This is a genomic window from Saccharospirillum salsuginis (assembly GCF_014651855.1).
In the GTDB taxonomy this organism is placed as follows: Bacteria; Pseudomonadota; Gammaproteobacteria; order Pseudomonadales; family Natronospirillaceae; genus Saccharospirillum; species Saccharospirillum salsuginis.
This window is the reverse complement of the sequence record NZ_BMXR01000006.1, coordinates 289,555-308,376: the sequence shown is the minus strand read 5'-3', so window position 1 is coordinate 308,376 and position 18,822 is coordinate 289,555. Positions and strand designations below refer to the sequence as shown.

The following is an 18,822-nucleotide window of genomic DNA, read 5'->3' as shown; positions in this document are numbered from 1 at the left end:
GGGCCGGTGGTTGGAAGGCGGGTTTACGTTTTCAAACAGTAATGCCGAGAAGGGTTACGAGAACCCGGGGTTTTCCCGGGTTGGCAGGGAAGGTCCAATTTGCTAGACGAAGTCAAGACGGCTTATTGGCCTTTGAACTTCGGCCGCCGCTGCTCCAGAAACGCATTCACGGCTTCCAGATGATCTTCCTGGTTGTGGCAGTAGCCCTGTAACTCGGCGCACTGCTCCAGGAAATGATCGAAGTCGGTGGTCTGAGCGGTCATTAATAATTGCTTGTTCAGACTCAGGGCCATCGGGGGTTTGTCGGCCAGTTGCATAGCCAGTTCGCCGGCGCGTTCCAGCAATTGATCGGCCGGGGGGATTTCCAGCAGCAGTCCGAGCCGCAAGGCTTCGTCGGCGTCGATCACTTCGCCGAGCAGGGTCAGCCGCGCGGCCTGCTGGTAGCCGAGTTCGCGCTGCAGCCACCAGGCGCCGCCGATGCCGGAAATCAGCCCCAGGTTGACGAAGGTTTCGCCGAATTTGGCTTTGGGACTGGCGATGCGCAGATCCGCCATCAACGCCAGATCGAACCCGGCGCCAATGGCGGGGCCGTTGATCGCAGCGATACAGGGTTTGGTGAGCGCCGCCATAGCCTTGGGAATGCGCTGGATGCCTTCCTGGTACTTGCGTTTGACCGCCTCCGGCGGGCCGGCGTAGGGGCCGTCGGCGTGGCTGCTGGTGCGGCCGGCCATTTCCTTCAAATTGCCACCGGCGGAGAACGCCTTGCCGGCGCCGGTAATCACCAGCACCGAGATCGCTTTCTCGTGGTTGACGAAATGGACGGTTTTCTCCAGGTCGGCGATCAGGTCCGTGCCGGTGAGGACGTTGCGCAGGTCGTCGCGGTTCAGCGTCAACCAGGCGATGCCGTCCTCGACCCGGATCAGGGCATCGGTCAATTCGGGTAAGGTAAGCATTAAGGCGCCATCCTGTTCCAGTTCGGTTGCGGGGCGTCACGGTCGTTGGTGTGTTGCGCCTTGATGCGCACATCCACCGGCGCGAAGCCGTCCGGGTTGATCAATACCGGGTTGAATTCCATCTCGAGAATATCGTCCTGTTTCAGGTACCAGTCGGCCACCCTGACCACCCAGCGACTGAGGCTGTCGAGGTCGTTGGGGCGGCTTTGGCGGTAGCCTTGTACAAGGGCTTTATAGTCCAGCTGTTCGATCATGTCACGGACGTCGTTTTCCACCACCGGCAAAGCGCGGAAGGCGACATCGGCCAGCACTTCCACCCAGGTGCCGCCGATACCCAGCATCAGCACCGAGCCGTATTGGACGTCATTGAGGAAACCGACCACCAGCTCGGTACCGGCTTTGGCCATGGGCGTCACCAGTACGCCCTGCAGATCGGCGTCGGGGCAGACGGCGCCGACCCGATGCAGCAGTTGCCCGTAGGCCTCACTCAATGCCTCGGCCCCGCTGATGTTCAGCATGACCCCGCCGACGTCGGACTTGTGCACGATGTCCGGCGACATGATTTTCAGAGCCATCGGTTGCTGCCCGAGGGCGTGGCAGATCTCGGCGGCCTGGCCGGGATGAGTCATCAGCGATTGGTCCCGGGCGGAGAGCAGATCGGCCTGCCCAAGCCGGTGCCGTGCTTCCCACTCTGTCAGCCAGGCGCCTTCGCTGACCGCCCGCTTGCGGATGGCCGTGGCCAGCGAAGCGGGGTGACGGTTCCGATAGCGCGCCCGCCAGGTCAGCGCCTGCATCAGGCGCACCGCCAGGTCCAGAGACTGGACCACGGCGATGCCCTGGGCCCGCAGGGCCTGCAGCACCGGGTTGTCGACGACCGGATAGAGGCTGTGCACGATGACCGGTTTGCCGGTGGTGCGCATGGTATCGACGATGGCCTCGGCCGCGGCGTGCTCGGCCTCGAGCAGGGACGCGTCGAAGCGACGGTGATAGCCGCCGAACAGACCGGTGACCAGCACGCCGTCGACTTCCGGCCGGTTCAGGTAGGCGTCGATGCAGTCGGCGAAGACGCGCGGATTGTCGTCGGCGGCGCCGGCCAGGTCGTAGGGATTGGCGGTATCCGTTTGAGCGAAGTCCACGCCGTAATCCACCATCAGATCGGCGACGACGCTGCCGTGACCGCCACCGTCGGTGACCACCTGCCAGTGGCCGCGCGGCGCCCCCTGCTGATGGCTGAGCACCTCGGCCACCGGCAGCAGTTGTTCGGGCTGGTCGACCACATAGGCGCCGACGGTGCGCAACAGATCGGCACTGATCCGGTAGTTGCCGGCCAGCGAACCCGTGTGGGACTGGACGGCGGCCACGGCTTGCTGACTCTTGCCGGCCTTGAGCACAACCAGCGGTTTGGTCTGGGTAAACCGGGAGACTTCCTGCAAGAAGCGTTGGCCATCGCCTACGCCTTCGACATAGAGCATGGCGGCTTGAGTAGCAGGGTCCTCACGGAACAAGCCCAGATAGTCGGCGAAGCCGAGATCGGTCTGGTTGCCGACGCCGATGTAGCCGGAAAGTCCGGAATCGGCATAGAGCATGGACTGCATCATGATCGACAGCGCCACGTTGCCGGATTGCGACACCAACGCCAGGCCGCCGGCGGTCGGTGTCGGCATACCGGCCAGGTTGATCCCCGCATGCGGGTTCAGCAAGCCGGAGGTGTTGGTGCCGATCAGGCGCACGCCGTGTTCATCCGCGACGTGCCTCAGTTCCTGTTCGAGATGACGTTCGTGCGGCTGGGCCGTGGCCACGACCACCACGACGCGGGTGCCGTGCGCCGCGCAATCCACCAGCAGGTCCGGCACGGTCGCCAGCGGCGTGCAGATGACCGCGAGGTCCGGTACCGCCGGCAGGTCCGCCATGCGCGCGAATGCGGGCAGGCCCCGAATGGTCTCGGCTTTGGGGTGAATCGGGTAGATCGCGCCATTGTAAGCCGATGTTTGCAACGCCCGGACGATCTGGTGACCGCGCTTCGCCGGTTGTTCACTGGCGCCGATCACGGCGATGCGTTCGGCCTGCCAGGCGTTCATCAGGGGAGTCATGCGTTTTGCTCCAGTTTCTTGTGCCAATCCGCGCCGCCGGTGGCGGCCACCATGGCCTGCCACTCCTCGGCCAGGGCGCGGTCATAGTGATGCATTACGGCGTCGCGCAGTTGTCGCCGGGCCGTCATCAGGCTGGCCGGTTCCAGTTCCGCCAGTTCATGGGCGCGGTGTCCGGCGCGGTCGATCAGGTCGTCGTTGGTGACCACCGCATCGAGGATGCCGAGCTGTTCGGCCTCGACCGCGCTGAACTTCCGGTTCGGTTGCAACATCAGCCGACGGGCGTTGGCCAGCCCGACCAGGTTGGGCAACAAGGCGGTGATGCCGCCGCCGACGAAGTTGCCGATGCCCAATTCCGGCAGGCTGACCTGCAGGCTTTCGGAGCCAATGCGCCAGTCGCAGTTCAGTGCCAGCTCCAGCCCGGCGCCAATGGCGTAGCCGTGCATGGCGCAGACGATGGGTTTCGAATGAGTGAACAATTGACGGCAGACGCGCTGTTCCTGCCACAGATAATGGCGGCGCTGTTCCTCGGTGCGGCCCTCACGGTGACGCTTCAGATCGGCACCGGCGCAAAAGGCGCGGCCTTCGCCGGCCAGTACCACCACCCGGACATCGGGGTCCGAGTCCGCCGCCATCAACGCCTGTTCCAGCGCTGTGTAGAGTTCCTCGCAGACGGCGTTCAACCGTTCCGGCCGGTTCAGCCGGAGCCAGCGGACAGCGCCGTCGTCTTCTATTCGAACCTCAGTATTCATCCTGCATCTTCACTATGAGTTGTTCCCGCTCTTCCAGCGCGGCGATACCCGCATCGCCGGCCAGATAAGCCGCCTTGTCGAGCAACAGTTCGATCAGCGCCGTGGCCGCGACCAGACTGTTGCTGTAAAACCCGGTGTCAACCGGGACCCGGACCACCGTCTCCGCCAGGGCGGCGATCGGTGAGGTGTGGCTGTCGGTGATCGCGATCATCCGACAGGCCTTCTCTTTCGCCACCCGCGCCACCTTGACCGTGCTCGGGCTGTACGGGTGAAAGCCGATGAACACGGTCAGATCGTTCGGTTCCAGCAGCGCCGCCGCATGGCTGGCGCCCAGTTCGCCGGTGCCCAGCACCGTGACCCGGGGCCGCAGCATCGCCAGGCAGTAGCCCAGAAAACTCGCCAGGCTGGTGCTTTGCCGGCGGGCGTAAATCTTCACCCGGCGGCTGCGATACAGCTGGCGCGCCACCTCGTTCAGCAGCGCTTCGTCATTCCAGCTCACCAACTGATCGAGCGTGGATTGCATCCGTTCGATCCGTTGCCGGGTGTGATATTCCTTACCCGACAACTGCCTCGCCTGCTGGCTGTAATACCGGCTCTGACCACTGCTTTCGCGCCGAAACACCTGCTGAAACGCCTTGAACCCTTCGAACCCCAACTGCCGCGCCAATCGCGACAGCGTCGCCGGGCTGACGCCCAGTTCACCGGCGAGTTCCGTGATCGAACTCATCGCCGCCTGGCGCGGGTTATCCAGCAGTTCGGCCAACACCCGCAGGGAGCGTCGCCCCAGCGCCAGAGTCATCCGCTTGTCCTCGATGGCCGCGCGCACCCGTTGCAGGGCGGCGAGGTTCTTCGGTGGCAGCGGCTCGGCGGTCTGGGTGCCGCTGTTGGCGTTCGATGGTTCCGGCATTGGGGGCATTGTGGCGGGTCTCCCGGTGGGGTTTCAAAATAAAGTTAAAAATGAAAATTTAGTTTCATTCTAGACCGGGGAATGGGGCTTTTGGTGAGTTTTTATTGGAGGCTCGAGGAGAAAATGAAAATTTTTGCAAACTGTAGGTTGGATCGGCCGGCGCTCCGGTAGCCCGAAGGGCGTAATCCGACATTTCGGCGGTGGCAATGGCCATCGAGTACTGTAGGGTGGGCACCGCCCACCATGGGAGAAAGCAGAATGCCTCGCCACCGGTATCGCAACACTGGCTCCGATTAAATATCCGTGGTTGGGACGATTCCATGGTGGGCGGTGCCCACCCTACGGGAGGTGAATATCCAACCCGTGATGGCCGCCGCGCTCACCCCCGCGCCACAACCCCTTCCCCGCGCGGATTCCGGGGCGAATATTTTTCCGGCAACTGGTCAATGTGATCGAAATGCCGAGGATCCTTATACGGCAATTTCATATAGCCGCAGATCCCGAGCCCGCGGATCTCGCCGACGGCCGCCAGAATTTCGTTCAGCAACGCCTCGAACTCCGCTTCCTGACTGGCATCCAACAAGCGGTAATAGTTGTGAATTTTCAGGTTCTGCGGCAACACCTCGAAGATGATGCAACCGGTGTGGTGGATCCTATCCAGCGCTTCGATGGCGTTCATGATCCGGTCAGGCAATACCAGGTGCTCGTCCGGATCGCGACCGTCCTCGAAATAGGAGTGCATCCGTTCCGGCTTGTCGTCCTGGGGCACGGGCGTGACCAGGTAGGGAATGGCGAACCGTTTGGGCACGGTGAAGGGCTCATCCGGGCTGCGCCGGTCGAGGTGGATGGTATCCCGGGCGTTGTACATCACAGCCTTGAAGGTGCCCTGGCGGTACACGCCGCGCGCCAGGTTGACCATGTTGTTGACCGCCTGATGGAAAGAACGCTTCATCGCCGGGTCGTGCAGGCTGAAGGCGGACTCGATGCGCACCCCGTCGCTGTGCCATTTCACCGCCAGGCCGCCGACGATCGGGTAGCGACCCAGCCGGCTGACGGCGGCGACGAAGGCTTTCTCGGTCTCGCCCATGCCCTGCAGGTAGTTCTTGTAATACTTGTCGAGCTGTTCGTCCTCGACGTCCATCAGCGTCATGTCCGGGCTTTGCTGACGCAGGAAGGACTTACGTGACGAATAAACAACGGTGTCGATGTCCCGATGACGCTCACTGACCCAGACCGGGATCATCGGGTGCGGGTCGCCTTCGGTGTTCAGCGCGACGATGTGCCGCATCCGGTCCATTTGCTTGAGGAAATAATTGCCGGCGCGCAGACGCAGGCCAGCGTCGTCGTCCATCATCGCCGCCAGCACACGGGCGAATTCCACCGGCAGGCCCAGCGACTGGGGTGTGATCACCTTGCGTCCGAAGCGGCAGCCCTGACCGGACGCCAGCGCATAGAGCGTCGCCGCCGTGCCCTGTTCGTCGAACCGGGGGGAGGATAAACCGCCGTTTAATTGTTCGTCGCCGATGAAGTAGATGTCGCCGAGTTTGGCGTTGGTGTTTTGCAAGTCGGAGGACATCAGGTCCATCACGTTGGACGACATGAACTGGTGGTTGGCATCCAGTTGGGCGAACACCGAAGAACCCCAGTCGATCAACTGCACACTCTCGGAGTCGGGGTCGAACACCAGGTTGCTGGGCTTGATGTCACCATGCACTACTGGTCGGGCCAGGCCGCTGCCGTCGGTCATATTGCGCAGGTAGTGCAGCATATCCGCCAACTGGGCTGCCAGCTTGAGAATCAACTGCGGGCTTAATCGCCCCTCGCGCAGTCCGTAGATGTCCAGATCCAGACCCGGTGCTCGGGTCATGACCAGAATGGCCTGCTTGCCGACGCGCACAAAGTCGATCACACGCGGTATCTGCGGGTGGTTCAGCAACGACTGCAGATAGCTCTCTTCCTCGAGCTTGTCCTGGACATGCTGCGGCAGGTTGATACGCGAGAATTTGAACACCAGTTCGGTGCCGCCCGAGGTTCGCCCCGCGAAGACGAAACCGAAGGCGCCCTTACCGATCAGTTCGATCTCCCGGTAACCCAGGCGTTCGAGCTGGCGGATGCAGAGCTTGATCCAGGCTTTGAGCTTGGCCGCGTCCTTGTGGGACAGCAGGTAGATGCTCTGCTCTTCGGGGATGTAGAAATGCTGGAGGTTGTGTTCCAAGGTTCGAGGGATAACCGTTGCTGGTTTGCCTCTAGTTTGGTCAATTTTGCCGGGATATGCCAAGCCATTTGGCACTGGACAGGAAACCGGTGACTAAAAACAAAGAGGGCCGCGTATGCGGCCCTCAATCAATCGTCTCGATTCAACCCACGAATCAGTTACGCACCACGGCGCTACCCGGCGCGAAGTTGTCGATGTCGAGCGGGCTGTTGTTCTGGATGAACTCAACCATCACGTCGGCGTCGACGAAGCCGGTATTCACGAAGTTCGGATGGTCCGTCAGCTTCGGATAGCCGTCACCGCCGGACGCCATGAAGGCATTGACCGCCAGGCGGTAGGTACCGTTCGGGTCGATCGGTTCGCCATCGATCCGGGCGCGCGTGACGGCACCGTCGCTGATGCGCAAGGTGATGCCGTCGAACTGGGCGAAGGCACCGCTGCCGGCCTGCTTGGAGGCGGCGACGTTCAGGTAGTTCATCAGCTCTTCGCCGGTGAAGTCGACGTACGCCACCATGTTGCCGAACGGCTGTACGGTCAGAACGTCTTTGTAGGTGATTTCACCGCCTTCCAGATCGGCGCGGATGCCGCCTGAGTTCATGACCGCCACATCGGCTTTGGTCTTCATGCGCTGGGCGCGGGCGACCAGAACACCCAGGTTGGTCGGTTCGTTACGAACCACGGCACGATCGCCGATGAAGTCACCGTTCGCCATACCGACGACCGTGTCCAGCGCTTCGCCACCGGCTTTCTGGTAGGGCGACAGCATGGCCAGCATTTCCAGATCCTGGGCGATTTCAGGACGCATCAGCTGATCGTCGTCACCGCGCAGGTTGATCGGGATCAGATCGTAGGTGTAGTCGACGATTTCGCCGTTGCGCAGCGTCAGGTCCAGACGGCCGACGTATTTGCCCCACTCGTAGGCTTGCAGGATCAGGGTGTCGTTCTGCACGTCCGGCTCGAACAGCGGGTTCTGGCTGTGGCCGCCGACGATGATGTCGATGCCGTCGACGCTGCGTGCCAGGGTGACGTCGCCCGGGGCGTTGCCACCGTGGTTGGCGTTCTGGTAGTGGCCCATGTGGGTCACGGCAACGACCAGGTCGGACTTCTCATCCAGCTCGGGAATCAGATCCTGGGCGACATCGGACGGGGTCAGGAAGTCCAGGTCGCTCATGTACTCGGGGTTACCGATCTTGACCGTGTCTTCGGTGGTGAAACCGACCACGGCGATGCGGTGTTCCTGAACATCGAACATCTCATAGGGCTTGAACAGGTGCTTGCCGCTGTCCTTGTACACGATGTTGGCGGACAGGAAGGGGAAGCCGGCCCATTCGGCCTGCTGCATCAGCACGTCGCGCGGGTTGTCGAATTCGTGGTTGCCGACAGCCATGGCGTCGTAGTCCAGCATCGCCATGCCCTTGAAGTCGGGTTCGGCGTCCTGCAGATCGGACTCCGGCACGCCGGTGTTGATGTCGCCACCGGAGAGCAGCATGACGCTGCCGCCTTCGGATTCGACTTCGGCACGGATGCGGTCGATCAGGGTTTTACGGGCGGCCATGCCGTACTCACCGTCATCATTGCGCCAGAAGCGCCCGTGATGGTCGTTGGTGTGCAGGATGGTCAGTTGGTATTCGGTGTCGGGCTCGTACTTCGGGCCCATCATGGTGCAGCCGGCCAGAACGACCGCTGCCAGGCTCACAGAGGCAGGCAAAAGCTTTTTCATTATTGTGTTCTCCTTGTTTCTCCGACGGGAGTTGACCTATTGGTCAATTCTCGGTCAAACACTTTAACCGGTTTGTAAAAAAACCGAAATACTAAATAACCGATCGGGGGCGTCGAATGCCAACACGGGCGATCAGTGTGTCGTCCCATGCAAGAATGGGTGCCGTTGAGTGCCGATTCGCCCCGGAGAGACTATAGCTCATCCATGAACACCGTGTGACAGGTCAGGTTTTCAACAGGGATTGTTTTTGCCGGCGACTGAGGGATTTGATCTCCGCCTCGCGCTGACAGGCGGCACTGCGGTCCGCGCAGCGTTCCTGATAGACCAGTCGCACCGGTCGGCGCGCGCGGGTATAGCGGGCGCCACCGACCAGTTCGCCGTTGTGCTGGCGCAGCCGGCGTTCCGGGTCGGTCGTGACACCGGCATAGAGCGACCCATCGGCGCAGCGCACCAAATAAACGTACCAATCGGATTTTACGGCGGGGTCGTCCAGTGGCATGGCGGTCCGGCAAGTCAGGGATTCAACAGCGTCCCAGTATAACCGCATTGACTTGCGGACTTCAGGCGTCAGGGTTGAACAGTGATTCAACCCCCATGAATGCAACTTTATTCGCAAATGCTAAATGTCTAGGTTTCCTTAAACAGAGCCTTTAACTTAGACTTAGTGAACATCGTCACAACTTTCCTCCCATTTATGGCTGTGAGCACTCATTCATTCACGTTTCAACCGGACGCTGAAGACAGCTTGCAGCAACTGGGGGCCTATCAGCGCTCCGTTCAGGATAGCCCCCATCTTCTGATACTGGTATTCGCCAACCGTCCCGCCGAGGATCTGGAGCCCATCCTGCCCTGGTTCGACGCCTTGTGGCCCCAGGCTACCGTGGTTGGCGCATACTGCGGCCTGGTCGTCGACCAGGGACGCATCATGAACGATACCGTGGTTGTGCAATGCATGACCTTTGAACGCACTCAACTTCGGCTGAACTACATCCCCTGGGACACCAATCTGCTCGAACTGGGGCAACGCCTGTATGAACCGGTCGTTCGCCAGGACACCCGCGCCGCCCTCACCTTTACCAGCGACCCGAGCTCTCATTACCACGACCTGTTCAGTTGGGTGAACCGGACCCGCCCGGACATCACCATCGCCGGTGGCCGGATGCGCGGCTACGCCGAAGGCTGGGTCTATGCCGACGGTCAGATTCTCACCCATCATGCGGTGACGGTGACGCTGTCCAACCCGACCCTGGACGTACACAGCCAGGCTTACGCCGAATGGCATCTGATCGGCCGTACCTGGAGCGTCACCAAGGCCGTGGGCAATGTCGTGTACGAGCTGGACCATCACCCCATTCAACAGCTCTACGCCCGCTACCTGAACGAAGGCCAGCCACTGGAGCCCGAAGATTTTCGCAATTTTCCACTGATGCGCATTTCCGGCGACGCCCAGATCCTGAGCATGCCGACCGATCCGGCTGGAAACGGTGGCTTTGTCGTTAGCACCCCCTTGCTTGAGGGTGATCAGGTCCGGTTCGCGTACAGCCACCCGTCGATCACCTTTGAGCAGGTCTGCAGCGGCGCCCACCACCTCGGCAAGCACCGTCCGGAAGCGATCCTGGCGTTCAACTGCATCACCCGGGCATCGCTCGACTGCGACAACCCGGAACAGGAACTGACGCCGTTGCAAGCTGTGGCGCCGCTCAGCGGCGCTTATTGTTTCGGGGAGTTCCACCACGAACAGGGCCGCACCTTGCCGTTGCAGCACAGCCTGACCACCCTGGCCATCGCCGAGGACCCGGCGGTGGAAAAGCCGATGCCGGAATACCACAGCCACTCGCTGTCCCGCCTGTTCCGGTTGATCCAGGAGTCGGTCAAGGATCTGGACCAGGTGAATCAGGATCTGGAAGCCGAGGTCGGTCGCAAGACGAAAGAATTGTTCCGCAAATACGAGACCGACAACGTCACCGGCCTTGCCAACCGCGTCGCCCTGCTGCAAAGCCTGCGCGATGCCGACCCCTGGCCCATCGTCCAGGTGTGCAGTCTGAAGGTGAACAACCTGCGGCAAATCAACAACCTGTACGGCTACGCCGTCGGCGACCAGTTGTTGCGCAACCTCAGTTATGCCATTCAGACCGACATCACCGAATTGCTGCCGACCACGGCCCTGGTGTTTCGGGGTTCGCCCAACGAATTCCTGATCGCCGCGCCGGATGCCTGCAGTCACCAGGCTTTTTTCCGGGGTATGGAGCAATTGGCCGAGCGGTTACAGAGCCAGTCCGACCTGTTCAGCGACCGGTTGGTGCAAAACGTCCTGCCGATCCTGCTGACCGCCGGCACCGCCCACCAGGACGAGCTGCCGCCGGACATGTCGCACAGCCCGGAAGACCTGCTGATCAAAGCCTCCGAAGCCCGTCGCCACGCCTACAGCCATCAGCTCCCGATCGCCCGGGCGGTCGACCTGAAGGGCAACGAACAGATCAAACGCGACGGTCTGATCTGGCTCAGCCGGGTACGCAACGCGCTCAGCAACGGGGACATCCTGCCGTACGTCCAGCCTCTGTTCGACCGGCGCGGTCATATCCACCATGTCGAAGCCCTGATGCGGCTGCGGCATGACGATCAGATCTACACCCCGGGCGCCTTCCTGGAGCTGGTCAAGCCGACCCAGCTCTACCCGCGGCTGTCGATGCTGATGATCGACGAGACCTTTCGACAGCTGAAAGATCAGAAGGTCGGGTTCACGCTGAACTTCACCGCCCGCGACCTCGGCAATACCGACCTGATCGAGCGACTGAAATACTGGCTGAAATCCGGCGTCGACGGCAACCGGGTGACGCTGGAAATCGTCGAGTCCGACGGCCTGCGGGATTTCGACCGCTTTGCCTACACCCTGCACGAGCTGCGGCGCCTGGGTTGCAAACTGGCCATCGACGATTTCGGCAGCGCCTACTCCAACCTCGAACGCGTACTGCACCTGAAACCGGACTGGATCAAACTCGATGGCAGCCTGATCCGCCACCTGAACGACAGCGACATCAACCGCATCCTGGTCCGGCGGGTGGTTCAGCTCTGTCAGGACCTGAACATCCGCACCGTGGCCGAGCACGTCCACAGCGAATCCATCCTCAACAGCCTGCACGCCATGGGTGTGGATCTCTTCCAGGGTTTCTTCCTCGCCGAGCCCATGCCGGTCGGCGAATTCTGCCAGACCCGGTTGGCACGCGAGGAGATCTTCGGATGACGGCCGTCGTATTGGTAGGCAGCACCGGTATGATCGGCGAGGCAGTCGCCCGCCGTCTGACCCAGCCGGATTTCGATCCGGTCTGGCTGTTGGTCCGTCGAGAGCGCGGCCAGCCGCATTCGCATCACCGCATACGAGTGGTGGATTTCGACAACCTGGCGGCCATCGAGGATCTCGATCTGACCGGTGACAGCGTCATCTGTGCGTTGGGTACGACGATTCGCAAAGCCGGCTCTCAAGCCGCGTTTCAACAGGTTGATCGGGACACCGTGGTGCGGACGGCCCAATGGGCCCGGGCGCTTGGCGCAAGCCATTTCCTGTTTGTCTCCAGTCTCGGCGCCGATGCGGCGAGCCGCAACTTCTACCTGCGCACCAAAGGCGAGGCGGAGCACGCCTTGCAATCGCTCGGTTTCGAACATCTGACGATCGTACGCCCGTCATTGTTGCTCGGAGAGCGTAGTGAATTTCGCATCGGGGAACGGCTGGGGATGGTGGTTGGTGCCTTGCTGAAACCTTTGTTAAGCGGCCCACTGCGGCGCTATCGACCGGTCGAGGCCGATCAGGTGGCCGCCGTACTCGTCCATCAGGCGGCCAGCCCGGGCGGACCGGCCGTCAATATCTGGGAATCGGAGCGGATCAGCCGGTTTCGACCGGACAGTCGCTGACCGCGACCCAGCGCCACGTCACTTCGGGCTCATCGCTCTGAAACATCAGTTCCAGACATGCCTCGCCGGCCCTCACCAGCCACCGGTCAGGCTGTTGATCCAAGGGTTGCCAATCGGTTTCGGCGTTTCGACGCAACCAACGCTCCAGCGCCGCCACCGTGCCTTCGTCCGAGTCCAGATGGGCTGTGGCGCTGGACAACAACCGTTCCGCAGCCGCTTCCGGATCAGGGTGCGCGGACGTCTCCAGATCCGCACGCAATGCCGACCGAATACGCGCAATCTCCACCGGCTTCAGCCCGTCGATCGCAATCTGCTCCGCCATCAACTCGGCCTGCCCGGCCCGAACCGATGCCAGATGATCCAGCAATCGTTGCGGAGCCAACACCTCCCGTTCCTGCTTGGCCTGGTACCAGGCCACACCCCAGGCACTGCTCCCCAATAGCACAACGACCAATACGACGCCTGACCACACAGCTTTACGGCTGAATACCACGAAAGATACTCCTGTGACTGTAACGGGTGTCATCATACCAAGAGGAGACCCCGTAACGCACAGCCTCCTTTATGAGGTCGATCACAATTACCGCCCGTTTATCTTGCCCGACCCCACGGCATCCGGTAGCGTCCGCCGGATACAACCGCTAGACAAGGACGATCAATGAGCTTAGCCGTGCTCTACAGCCGGGCCCGTCTCGGCATGGACGCGCCTCAGGTCACCATCGAGGTGCATTTATCCAACGGACTGCCGGGTTTCACCATGGTCGGGTTGCCCGAGACCGCTGTGAAGGAAGCCCGCGACCGGGTCCGTTCCGCCATTCTCAACAGCCAGTTCGATTTTCCCGACCGTCGCATCACCGTCAATATGGCTCCGGCCGATTTGCCCAAGCAGGGTGCCCAGTTCGATCTGGCCATCGCGCTGGGCATCCTGGTCGCCAGCGACCAGATCAAGGGCGACGGTCTGGAGGAATATGAATTCCTCGGTGAACTCTCACTCAGCGGGGATGTGCGCGCCGGTCCCGGTGCGCTGCCGGCGGCCATCGCCTGCACCGCCGCGGGGCGGACCCTGGTCACCAGTCTGGATAACGCCAATGAAGCCGCCCTCGCCAGTGACAGCGACGTGCGCTATGCCGAGCATCTGTTGCAGGTGACCAGCCATTTTCGCGGTCAACGCGCTCTGCCCCGGGCCGAATACGAGCCCACGACCATTCCGACCCCTTTGCCGGAACTGGCCGATGTCAAAGGCCAGCAGACGGCCAAGCGAGCCCTGGAAATCGCCGCTGCCGGGAGGCACAACCTGTTGTTTTTCGGGCCTCCGGGTACCGGTAAGACCCTGCTCGCCTCGCGACTGCCGGGCCTGTTGCCACCGCTCGATGAGCAGGAAGCGCTGGAAGTCGCCAGTGTCCACTCGATCTGCGGGATGCAATTGAATTGGGGACGTCGACCGTTTCGCTCACCGCACCACACCGCCTCGGGCGTGTCGCTGATCGGCGGGGGGTCGATCCCCAGGCCCGGGGAAGTCACACTGGCGCATCGTGGTGTCTTGTTTCTCGATGAATTGGCGGAATTCCCGCGCTCGGTGCTCGACGTCCTGCGCGAACCGCTGGAAAGCGGCGAGGTCCACATCTCTCGGGCGGCCCGGCAAACCCAGTTCCCGGCGAATTTCCAGTTGGTGGCGGCCATGAACCCCACCCCCGGCGGTTACAGTCCGGACGACCCGCGTTCGCAGCGCTATACTCGCGAGCAGATGCAACGCTACATTTCCCGTCTGTCCGGCCCCTTTCTGGACCGCATAGACCTGCACATCGAGGTCCCGACCCTGCCCCGCGAGATGCTGACACGCCCCACCCAGGAAGAGACCACAGCCGAGGTACAAAAACGGGTTGTCTCCGCCTGGAACCGGCAAATGACACGCCAGGGGTGCGCCAACGCCGACCTGGGCGGGAAAGGGCTGGAAGCGGCCACGCGCCTCGGCGACGCCGAACGGGCGCTGCTGGAAAACGCCCTCGATCGACTGGGTCTCAGCGCTCGCGCCTACCACCGCATTCTCAAGGTCGCCCGGACGGTCGCGGACCTGCGCGACCAGGACGCCATCGACAAGTCCGCGCTGATCGAAGCGCTCAACTGCCGGCAGCTGGAAAAGTTATTGGGAGGGCAGTCCGCTTATTGAGCCGCCAAAATCCAAAGCAAGCGGCTCGAGGCCGGACTGGTCAATATGAACCACCTCAGTCACGGCTGGGTGCGTTCTTCAACATGACTCGACCGAAGGCCAGAAAATCGTCCAGATGTTTTTCAATGATGGTGGTAACGATCGGCAATTGCAGCGCCCGATAATCATGCACGGCGATGTTCCGGAACCCGACCATTCGTTTGAGCGATTCGGACATTCCGCTGTCAATCCATTGGGCACGTTCCAATAACGAAAAGACATCCCTTGCACCTTGAGGTATGCCCAACTTATCGCGACGAATCAGGTAGTGGCCGATGTCCAGCGCTGCTTCACAGGCACGCTGGATGTTCAGGATGGCGGCATCCTGGCGGGTGAAGTTAGTGGCAAAGGTTTCCGGTTCGGCTTCGTATTCCTCGCGGGCACGCTGAACGCAACGTTCTATTGTCGCCACCTTGTTCAAGATCACATCATCGGTCATGAACACTCCCGGTTTGTTGAATATCCCGCAGCAAACCGGCCCGTGCGGTGTTGAGTTCCGTCATTTCACTGAGCACCATGGCTTCGAAGGTGTCGGCCTGGCTATCCAGTGCCCACCAGCGCTCGGCTGTGGTAATGATCTGGTATTGCATCACCGTCGTCGCAGCCCTCAGGTCAAGCAAATCCACCGGGCAATGCGCCTGTTCGCTCAGCACTCCGGCGGTCTCGAACAACTGCCACGGGTCGGCGTAGCCGGCGACCAGAATCGCCAGATCCCAGTCACTGTCGGGTCGGGCTTGGCCGGTTATTCGGCTGCCGAAGGCGTAAACCGCCAATAGGTTCGGGAACTGCCGAGACAGTATGGCCAGGGCGCTGTCATGAAAGACCTGAGGCATGGGGACTCTGTTTAAGCGAGTTTGAACCGTCATTCTATGCAGGAATGAACCCGGTTACCAAACCCGACCACCGACTCACGCCCATTAACCTCCGAAATACGGCGCTTGTCCTGCGACAGGGTTCACAACGCCAGCGACCCTCCTACCAATGACCGAGCGCTGATCAGTTTTTAGCCGACCATACTGATCAAACCTGAATGCTGATTCAGGTCACAGTTAAAACAACAACAAGATCACGAGGATACACCTATGCGACACAGCATGATGGTCGGCCGCTGGCTGACCGGACTTCTGGTGGGCGCGGCCTGCCTGGCATCCACGGCCTGGGCGGGCACCCGTCACGATTACACCTTCCAGGCTCAAAGCTATGCGGGTTCCGAAACCCGTCAATACAGTGTTTACGTTCCGGACGGATTTTCCGGCGCCCGTCCGATGGTTATGACCCTTCATGGCTGCAAGCAGACGCATGAGGATGTTCTGGCCGACTGGGGCATGAAAGCCGCCGCCGATGAGTACGGTTTCATTCTGGTCACACCCTTCATCACCACCTACAACGGACTGCGTAATGAAAACTGCTGGGGATTCTGGTTCGAGGAGCACCGCCACCAGGGCGGGGGCGAGGTCGAAGACCTGCACCAGATCGCCCTCGAAGTGGAAGGCCAGTTCAACATTGACGCCAACCGGCGCTACATCACCGGCTTGTCATCCGGTGGCGCCATGACCGTCGTCGCGGCCGTGGCGCACAACGAATACTGGGCGGCCGCGGCTTCAGCGTCGGGTCTGCCCTATGGCGAAGACGCCGCCTCGGTCTCGCTCAGTGGCCAGTGTCCGGGCAGCGCCACCTTTCACTCGGTCAGCCGGGTGGCCAGCGACATGAAACTGGAGCTGGACAACGAATACGCTATACCGATGATGGTGTTGCAGAACGAGGATGACTGTACCGTCGTCCAGCCCGCCGGTCGCAATATCCGCGATGCCCACTTGCGGGTGTTCGGCGCGGACGACTTCAATTCACCGACCGAAGCGCTGGCGTCAACGGCCAATTGCACCTATTACCAGCAGGACTATGGCTGCCAGCACCAACGTTTCACCGAAGATGGCACCACCGGCACCCGCTCGATCGTCGAGACGGTTTTCTTCAACGGTCCGCTGAGCACCGCCAACAGCCAGGACACCGATCACGGCCACTACTGGGTCGGTGGTGCCGACGGCAACGAAGGCAAGTGGGCCGTGCGTCAGGGGCCGGTCTATCCGGACATCATCTGGGATTTCTTCAACCGTCACGGCCGCATCGCCGAGCCGGCCATCAATAAACCGGTGATCACGCTGGCCGGGGACAACCCGATGGAGATCACGCTGGGCTCCACCTTCACCGACCCCGGCGCCAGCGCGACCGATGTCGAAGACGGCACCGTCAGTGTGACCGCCCAGTGCGACGTCGATACCGGCACTGCCGGCGACTATTACTGCACCTACTCGGCCACCGACTCCGACGACCACACCACGGTGGCCACCCGAGTCGTCACCGTCGTCGACCCGAATGCCCCGACCGAAACCTGTGTCGAATCGACCGACTCGCCACAAGGGCACATCAACAACAGTCGCGCCAGTGCCGGCGGCAACTACAACCTGCGCGCGCTGTCCACGGGCGACAACGCCGACATCGGTTTCGCCTGGGACAGCTGGTCCTCGGTTACCCTGACCGAAGGGGAACCCGGGCAGTGGTTCGCCCAGCAACCGGAAGCCTGTCAGGGCACCGAACCCCCGTCGGGCGGTTTCACCTGCCAGGACTGGTACGACAGCAACATGAACCACGACTACGGCGGTCGCGCCTACTATTCGGGCGGCTACTACACCGACGGCGGAAATGATTACCTGGGCGGTTTATCCGGCACTTACAGCTGGGTGAGCGAAACGTCCGAGGGGTATTTTGAAGCGGGGCAATGCCCGAGCTGAAGTTCAGTTTCCGGGGCTTTGGGACGAGCCCCGGTCAGTCATCTGAGAACAGAGAGATTCAACGTTGAACGATGTGCGCCTGGGTCAAGTCGTTATTATCGACCACCCAGGTGGCCTTCTGCATGGGCGCCACTTCGCCAAGGTACAGTTGTTGGCCTTCGACATACCGGCGATTCGAGGCATGGTCGGGATCCGGATTCAAATCAAACCGGGCATTTCCACGCGGCACCGAGACCTCAAAATCGACATGAAGAAAGACGGAGCAGTGCCAGTATTCCATCAGTGTTTCTCGGTGAAGGAAAATACCATCGATCAAAAGAAGAGCGTTCTCCGGCACTGACACAGGGTCCGCGGAGATCGGAACATCCGCATCGCAATCAAACACCTCGGTTACAATACGTCGATCCCCATTGATGGACAGCGGGTCCAACAGCGACTGCTTCAGTGCCTGATAATTGTAGGAGTCCCGATAGAATCCTTCCGGGCTGAACTTTCCCTGTTGATATCGATGGTGGCGAGGGTGATGAAATCCGTCCACGGAAGCGCGGATGACCGGCCTGACGGACAGGTTCTTCAAAATATCGGCCAGTTCGTTGGAAAAACAGGTTTTGCCCGCCCCGTCGACGCCGTCGACAGCAATACGAGCCGGACGATCCTCAGGACTGAGCGACAGGATACCGTTGGCGACTGTCAACAGAGTCGATTCACGCACAATGAATCAACGCTCGGCAGAATACGGATCCACCGCCAGCAAGTAAGCCCGCAGATCGGCCTTGTTGGGTTGGTTGTGCAACCATTCCCGGATGTCCTTGACCTTTTGGTAGGCTTCCTCGCCGAATTTGTCCCGGTAAAGCGCCTCGAACGCGGCTTTGGCGCTGTCCTGACGGATTTGGTTCTGCCAGTGACGGGTAACCACGGCATTCAAGGATCCGGCCAGCCCCTCTTTCTTCAGCAGTTCCCACTCGCCCTTGTCGAGCCAGATGCCGCCGACATGCGGGCTGTAGTCCAGGCGATGCGGACTGCCAGCCGAAAACTTGTATTTCTGCATCAATGCCCCGGTTTGAGGGCAGAGCATCGCGTGTTTGGATTCCTCAGCTTCCAACAATTGGCCATCCGCCGTGTTATCAAACTCATAGTCGGGATGGTTTTCCTTCCAGGCAATGTAGTCTTCCACCAGAATCCAGTGCCCGTCACAGCTGGTGCACTGGTGAGCCCGAAATTGGTCGTCGATGAAGTTGGGTTTTAACTGACCGCTCTGACAGCTGGGGCAATCCATATTCAAAGTCC

General features: G+C 61.2%; 16 protein-coding genes. 4 read left to right on the top strand and 12 right to left on the bottom strand.

Going from position 1 to position 18,822, the window contains the following annotated elements; all coding sequences use genetic code 11:
* Positions 1 to 122: 122 nt before the first annotated feature.
* The 7 genes from IE111_RS13760 to IE111_RS13730 form a co-directional block, all read right to left on the bottom strand.
* Positions 123 to 953, bottom strand: a complete 831-nt coding sequence (locus IE111_RS13760; RefSeq protein ID WP_189609646.1) for an enoyl-CoA hydratase-related protein — start codon at positions 951 to 953, stop codon at positions 123 to 125.
* Complete coding sequence (locus IE111_RS13755; RefSeq protein ID WP_189609644.1) at positions 953 to 3,043, bottom strand: acetate--CoA ligase family protein; 2,091 nt, start codon at positions 3,041 to 3,043, stop codon at positions 953 to 955. Before IE111_RS13755 ends, IE111_RS13760 begins: the two co-directional genes overlap by 1 nt.
* Positions 3,040 to 3,792, bottom strand: a complete 753-nt coding sequence (locus tag IE111_RS13750) for an enoyl-CoA hydratase/isomerase family protein (RefSeq protein ID WP_189609642.1) — start codon at positions 3,790 to 3,792, stop codon at positions 3,040 to 3,042. The genes IE111_RS13755 and IE111_RS13750 overlap by 4 nt, the downstream gene beginning before the upstream one ends.
* Complete coding sequence (locus IE111_RS13745) at positions 3,782 to 4,708, bottom strand: MurR/RpiR family transcriptional regulator (protein ID WP_189609640.1); 927 nt, start codon at positions 4,706 to 4,708, stop codon at positions 3,782 to 3,784. Before IE111_RS13745 ends, IE111_RS13750 begins: the two co-directional genes overlap by 11 nt.
* 370 nt (positions 4,709 to 5,078) lie before the next feature.
* Positions 5,079 to 6,914: a protein kinase domain-containing protein gene (locus tag IE111_RS13740; protein ID WP_189609638.1), complete on the bottom strand. Its 1,836-nt coding sequence runs from the start codon at positions 6,912 to 6,914 to the stop codon at positions 5,079 to 5,081.
* 154 nt (positions 6,915 to 7,068) lie between these two features.
* A complete protein-coding gene (gene ushA / locus IE111_RS13735) occupies positions 7,069 to 8,634 on the bottom strand; it encodes a bifunctional UDP-sugar hydrolase/5'-nucleotidase UshA (RefSeq protein ID WP_189609636.1) in 1,566 nt (521 codons plus the stop codon).
* 223 nt (positions 8,635 to 8,857) lie between these two features.
* Positions 8,858 to 9,181 carry a GIY-YIG nuclease family protein gene (locus tag IE111_RS13730; RefSeq protein ID WP_229805361.1) on the bottom strand — a complete coding sequence of 108 codons (324 nt, stop codon included), beginning with the start codon at positions 9,179 to 9,181 and terminating at the stop codon, positions 8,858 to 8,860.
* A 153-nt stretch (positions 9,182 to 9,334) separates the two neighbouring features.
* On the opposite strand from IE111_RS13730, the gene IE111_RS13725 reads away from it, so the two are divergent.
* Positions 9,335 to 11,875 (top strand): bifunctional diguanylate cyclase/phosphodiesterase, encoded by a 2,541-nt coding sequence (locus IE111_RS13725; protein WP_189609634.1) that lies wholly within the window; start codon positions 9,335 to 9,337, stop codon positions 11,873 to 11,875.
* Positions 11,872 to 12,540 carry an NAD(P)H-binding protein gene (locus tag IE111_RS13720; protein ID WP_189609632.1) on the top strand — a complete coding sequence of 223 codons (669 nt, stop codon included), beginning with the start codon at positions 11,872 to 11,874 and terminating at the stop codon, positions 12,538 to 12,540. The genes IE111_RS13725 and IE111_RS13720 overlap by 4 nt, the downstream gene beginning before the upstream one ends.
* On the opposite strand, the gene IE111_RS13715 is transcribed toward IE111_RS13720, so the two are convergent.
* The gene (locus tag IE111_RS13715; protein ID WP_189609630.1) at positions 12,512 to 13,033 is read right to left on the bottom strand and encodes a hypothetical protein; all 522 of its coding nucleotides are present in this window, start codon (positions 13,031 to 13,033) and stop codon (positions 12,512 to 12,514) included. The two genes, IE111_RS13720 and IE111_RS13715, sit on opposite strands and share 29 nt — an antisense overlap.
* 165 nt (positions 13,034 to 13,198) lie before the next feature.
* Between IE111_RS13715 and IE111_RS13710 the strand changes: the two genes are divergently transcribed.
* The gene (locus IE111_RS13710; RefSeq protein WP_189609628.1) at positions 13,199 to 14,707 is read left to right on the top strand and encodes a YifB family Mg chelatase-like AAA ATPase; all 1,509 of its coding nucleotides are present in this window, start codon (positions 13,199 to 13,201) and stop codon (positions 14,705 to 14,707) included.
* Positions 14,708 to 14,762: 55 nt separating this feature from the next.
* Here IE111_RS13710 and hepT read toward each other — a convergent pair whose 3' ends face one another.
* Positions 14,763 to 15,185 (bottom strand): type VII toxin-antitoxin system HepT family RNase toxin, encoded by a 423-nt coding sequence (gene hepT, locus IE111_RS13705; RefSeq protein ID WP_189609626.1) that lies wholly within the window; start codon positions 15,183 to 15,185, stop codon positions 14,763 to 14,765.
* The gene (gene mntA / locus IE111_RS13700; RefSeq protein ID WP_189609624.1) at positions 15,175 to 15,579 is read right to left on the bottom strand and encodes a type VII toxin-antitoxin system MntA family adenylyltransferase antitoxin; all 405 of its coding nucleotides are present in this window, start codon (positions 15,577 to 15,579) and stop codon (positions 15,175 to 15,177) included. The genes hepT and mntA overlap by 11 nt, the downstream gene beginning before the upstream one ends.
* A gap of 249 nt (positions 15,580 to 15,828) precedes the next feature.
* Here mntA and IE111_RS13695 point away from each other — a divergent pair, with 249 nt between their 5' ends.
* A complete protein-coding gene (locus IE111_RS13695; RefSeq protein WP_229805360.1) occupies positions 15,829 to 17,535 on the top strand; it encodes an extracellular catalytic domain type 1 short-chain-length polyhydroxyalkanoate depolymerase in 1,707 nt (568 codons plus the stop codon).
* 58 nt (positions 17,536 to 17,593) lie between these two features.
* Here the strand turns inward: IE111_RS13695 and IE111_RS13690 are convergent, their stop codons facing one another.
* Positions 17,594 to 18,247, bottom strand: coding sequence for a nucleoside/nucleotide kinase family protein (locus tag IE111_RS13690; RefSeq protein WP_229805359.1), 654 nt, complete (start codon positions 18,245 to 18,247; stop codon positions 17,594 to 17,596).
* Positions 18,248 to 18,253: 6 nt separating this feature from the next.
* Positions 18,254 to 18,811, bottom strand: a complete 558-nt coding sequence (locus tag IE111_RS13685; protein WP_189609622.1) for a zf-TFIIB domain-containing protein — start codon at positions 18,809 to 18,811, stop codon at positions 18,254 to 18,256.
* Between the last annotated feature and the right edge of the window lie 11 nt (positions 18,812 to 18,822).

What these genes read in the sequence shown, in the direction of transcription:
- IE111_RS13760 (WP_189609646.1), bottom strand. Translation starts at nt 953, where the DNA reads ATGCTTACCTTACCCGAATTGACCGATGCCCTGATCCGGGTCGAGGAC.
- mntA (WP_189609624.1), bottom strand. Translation starts at nt 15,579, where the DNA reads ATGCCTCAGGTCTTTCATGACAGCGCCCTGGCCATACTGTCTCGGCAG.
- ushA (WP_189609636.1), bottom strand. Translation starts at nt 8,634, where the DNA reads ATGAAAAAGCTTTTGCCTGCCTCTGTGAGCCTGGCAGCGGTCGTTCTG.
- IE111_RS13745 (WP_189609640.1), bottom strand. Translation starts at nt 4,708, where the DNA reads ATGCCCCCAATGCCGGAACCATCGAACGCCAACAGCGGCACCCAGACC.
- IE111_RS13755 (WP_189609644.1), bottom strand. Translation starts at nt 3,043, where the DNA reads ATGACTCCCCTGATGAACGCCTGGCAGGCCGAACGCATCGCCGTGATC.
- IE111_RS13750 (WP_189609642.1), bottom strand. Translation starts at nt 3,792, where the DNA reads ATGAATACTGAGGTTCGAATAGAAGACGACGGCGCTGTCCGCTGGCTC.
- hepT (WP_189609626.1), bottom strand. Translation starts at nt 15,185, where the DNA reads ATGACCGATGATGTGATCTTGAACAAGGTGGCGACAATAGAACGTTGC.
- IE111_RS13710 (WP_189609628.1), top strand. Translation starts at nt 13,199, where the DNA reads ATGAGCTTAGCCGTGCTCTACAGCCGGGCCCGTCTCGGCATGGACGCG.
- IE111_RS13730 (WP_229805361.1), bottom strand. Translation starts at nt 9,181, where the DNA reads ATGCGGTTATACTGGGACGCTGTTGAATCCCTGACTTGCCGGACCGCC.
- IE111_RS13685 (WP_189609622.1), bottom strand. Translation starts at nt 18,811, where the DNA reads ATGGATTGCCCCAGCTGTCAGAGCGGTCAGTTAAAACCCAACTTCATC.
- IE111_RS13720 (WP_189609632.1), top strand. Translation starts at nt 11,872, where the DNA reads ATGACGGCCGTCGTATTGGTAGGCAGCACCGGTATGATCGGCGAGGCA.
- IE111_RS13695 (WP_229805360.1), top strand. Translation starts at nt 15,829, where the DNA reads ATGCGACACAGCATGATGGTCGGCCGCTGGCTGACCGGACTTCTGGTG.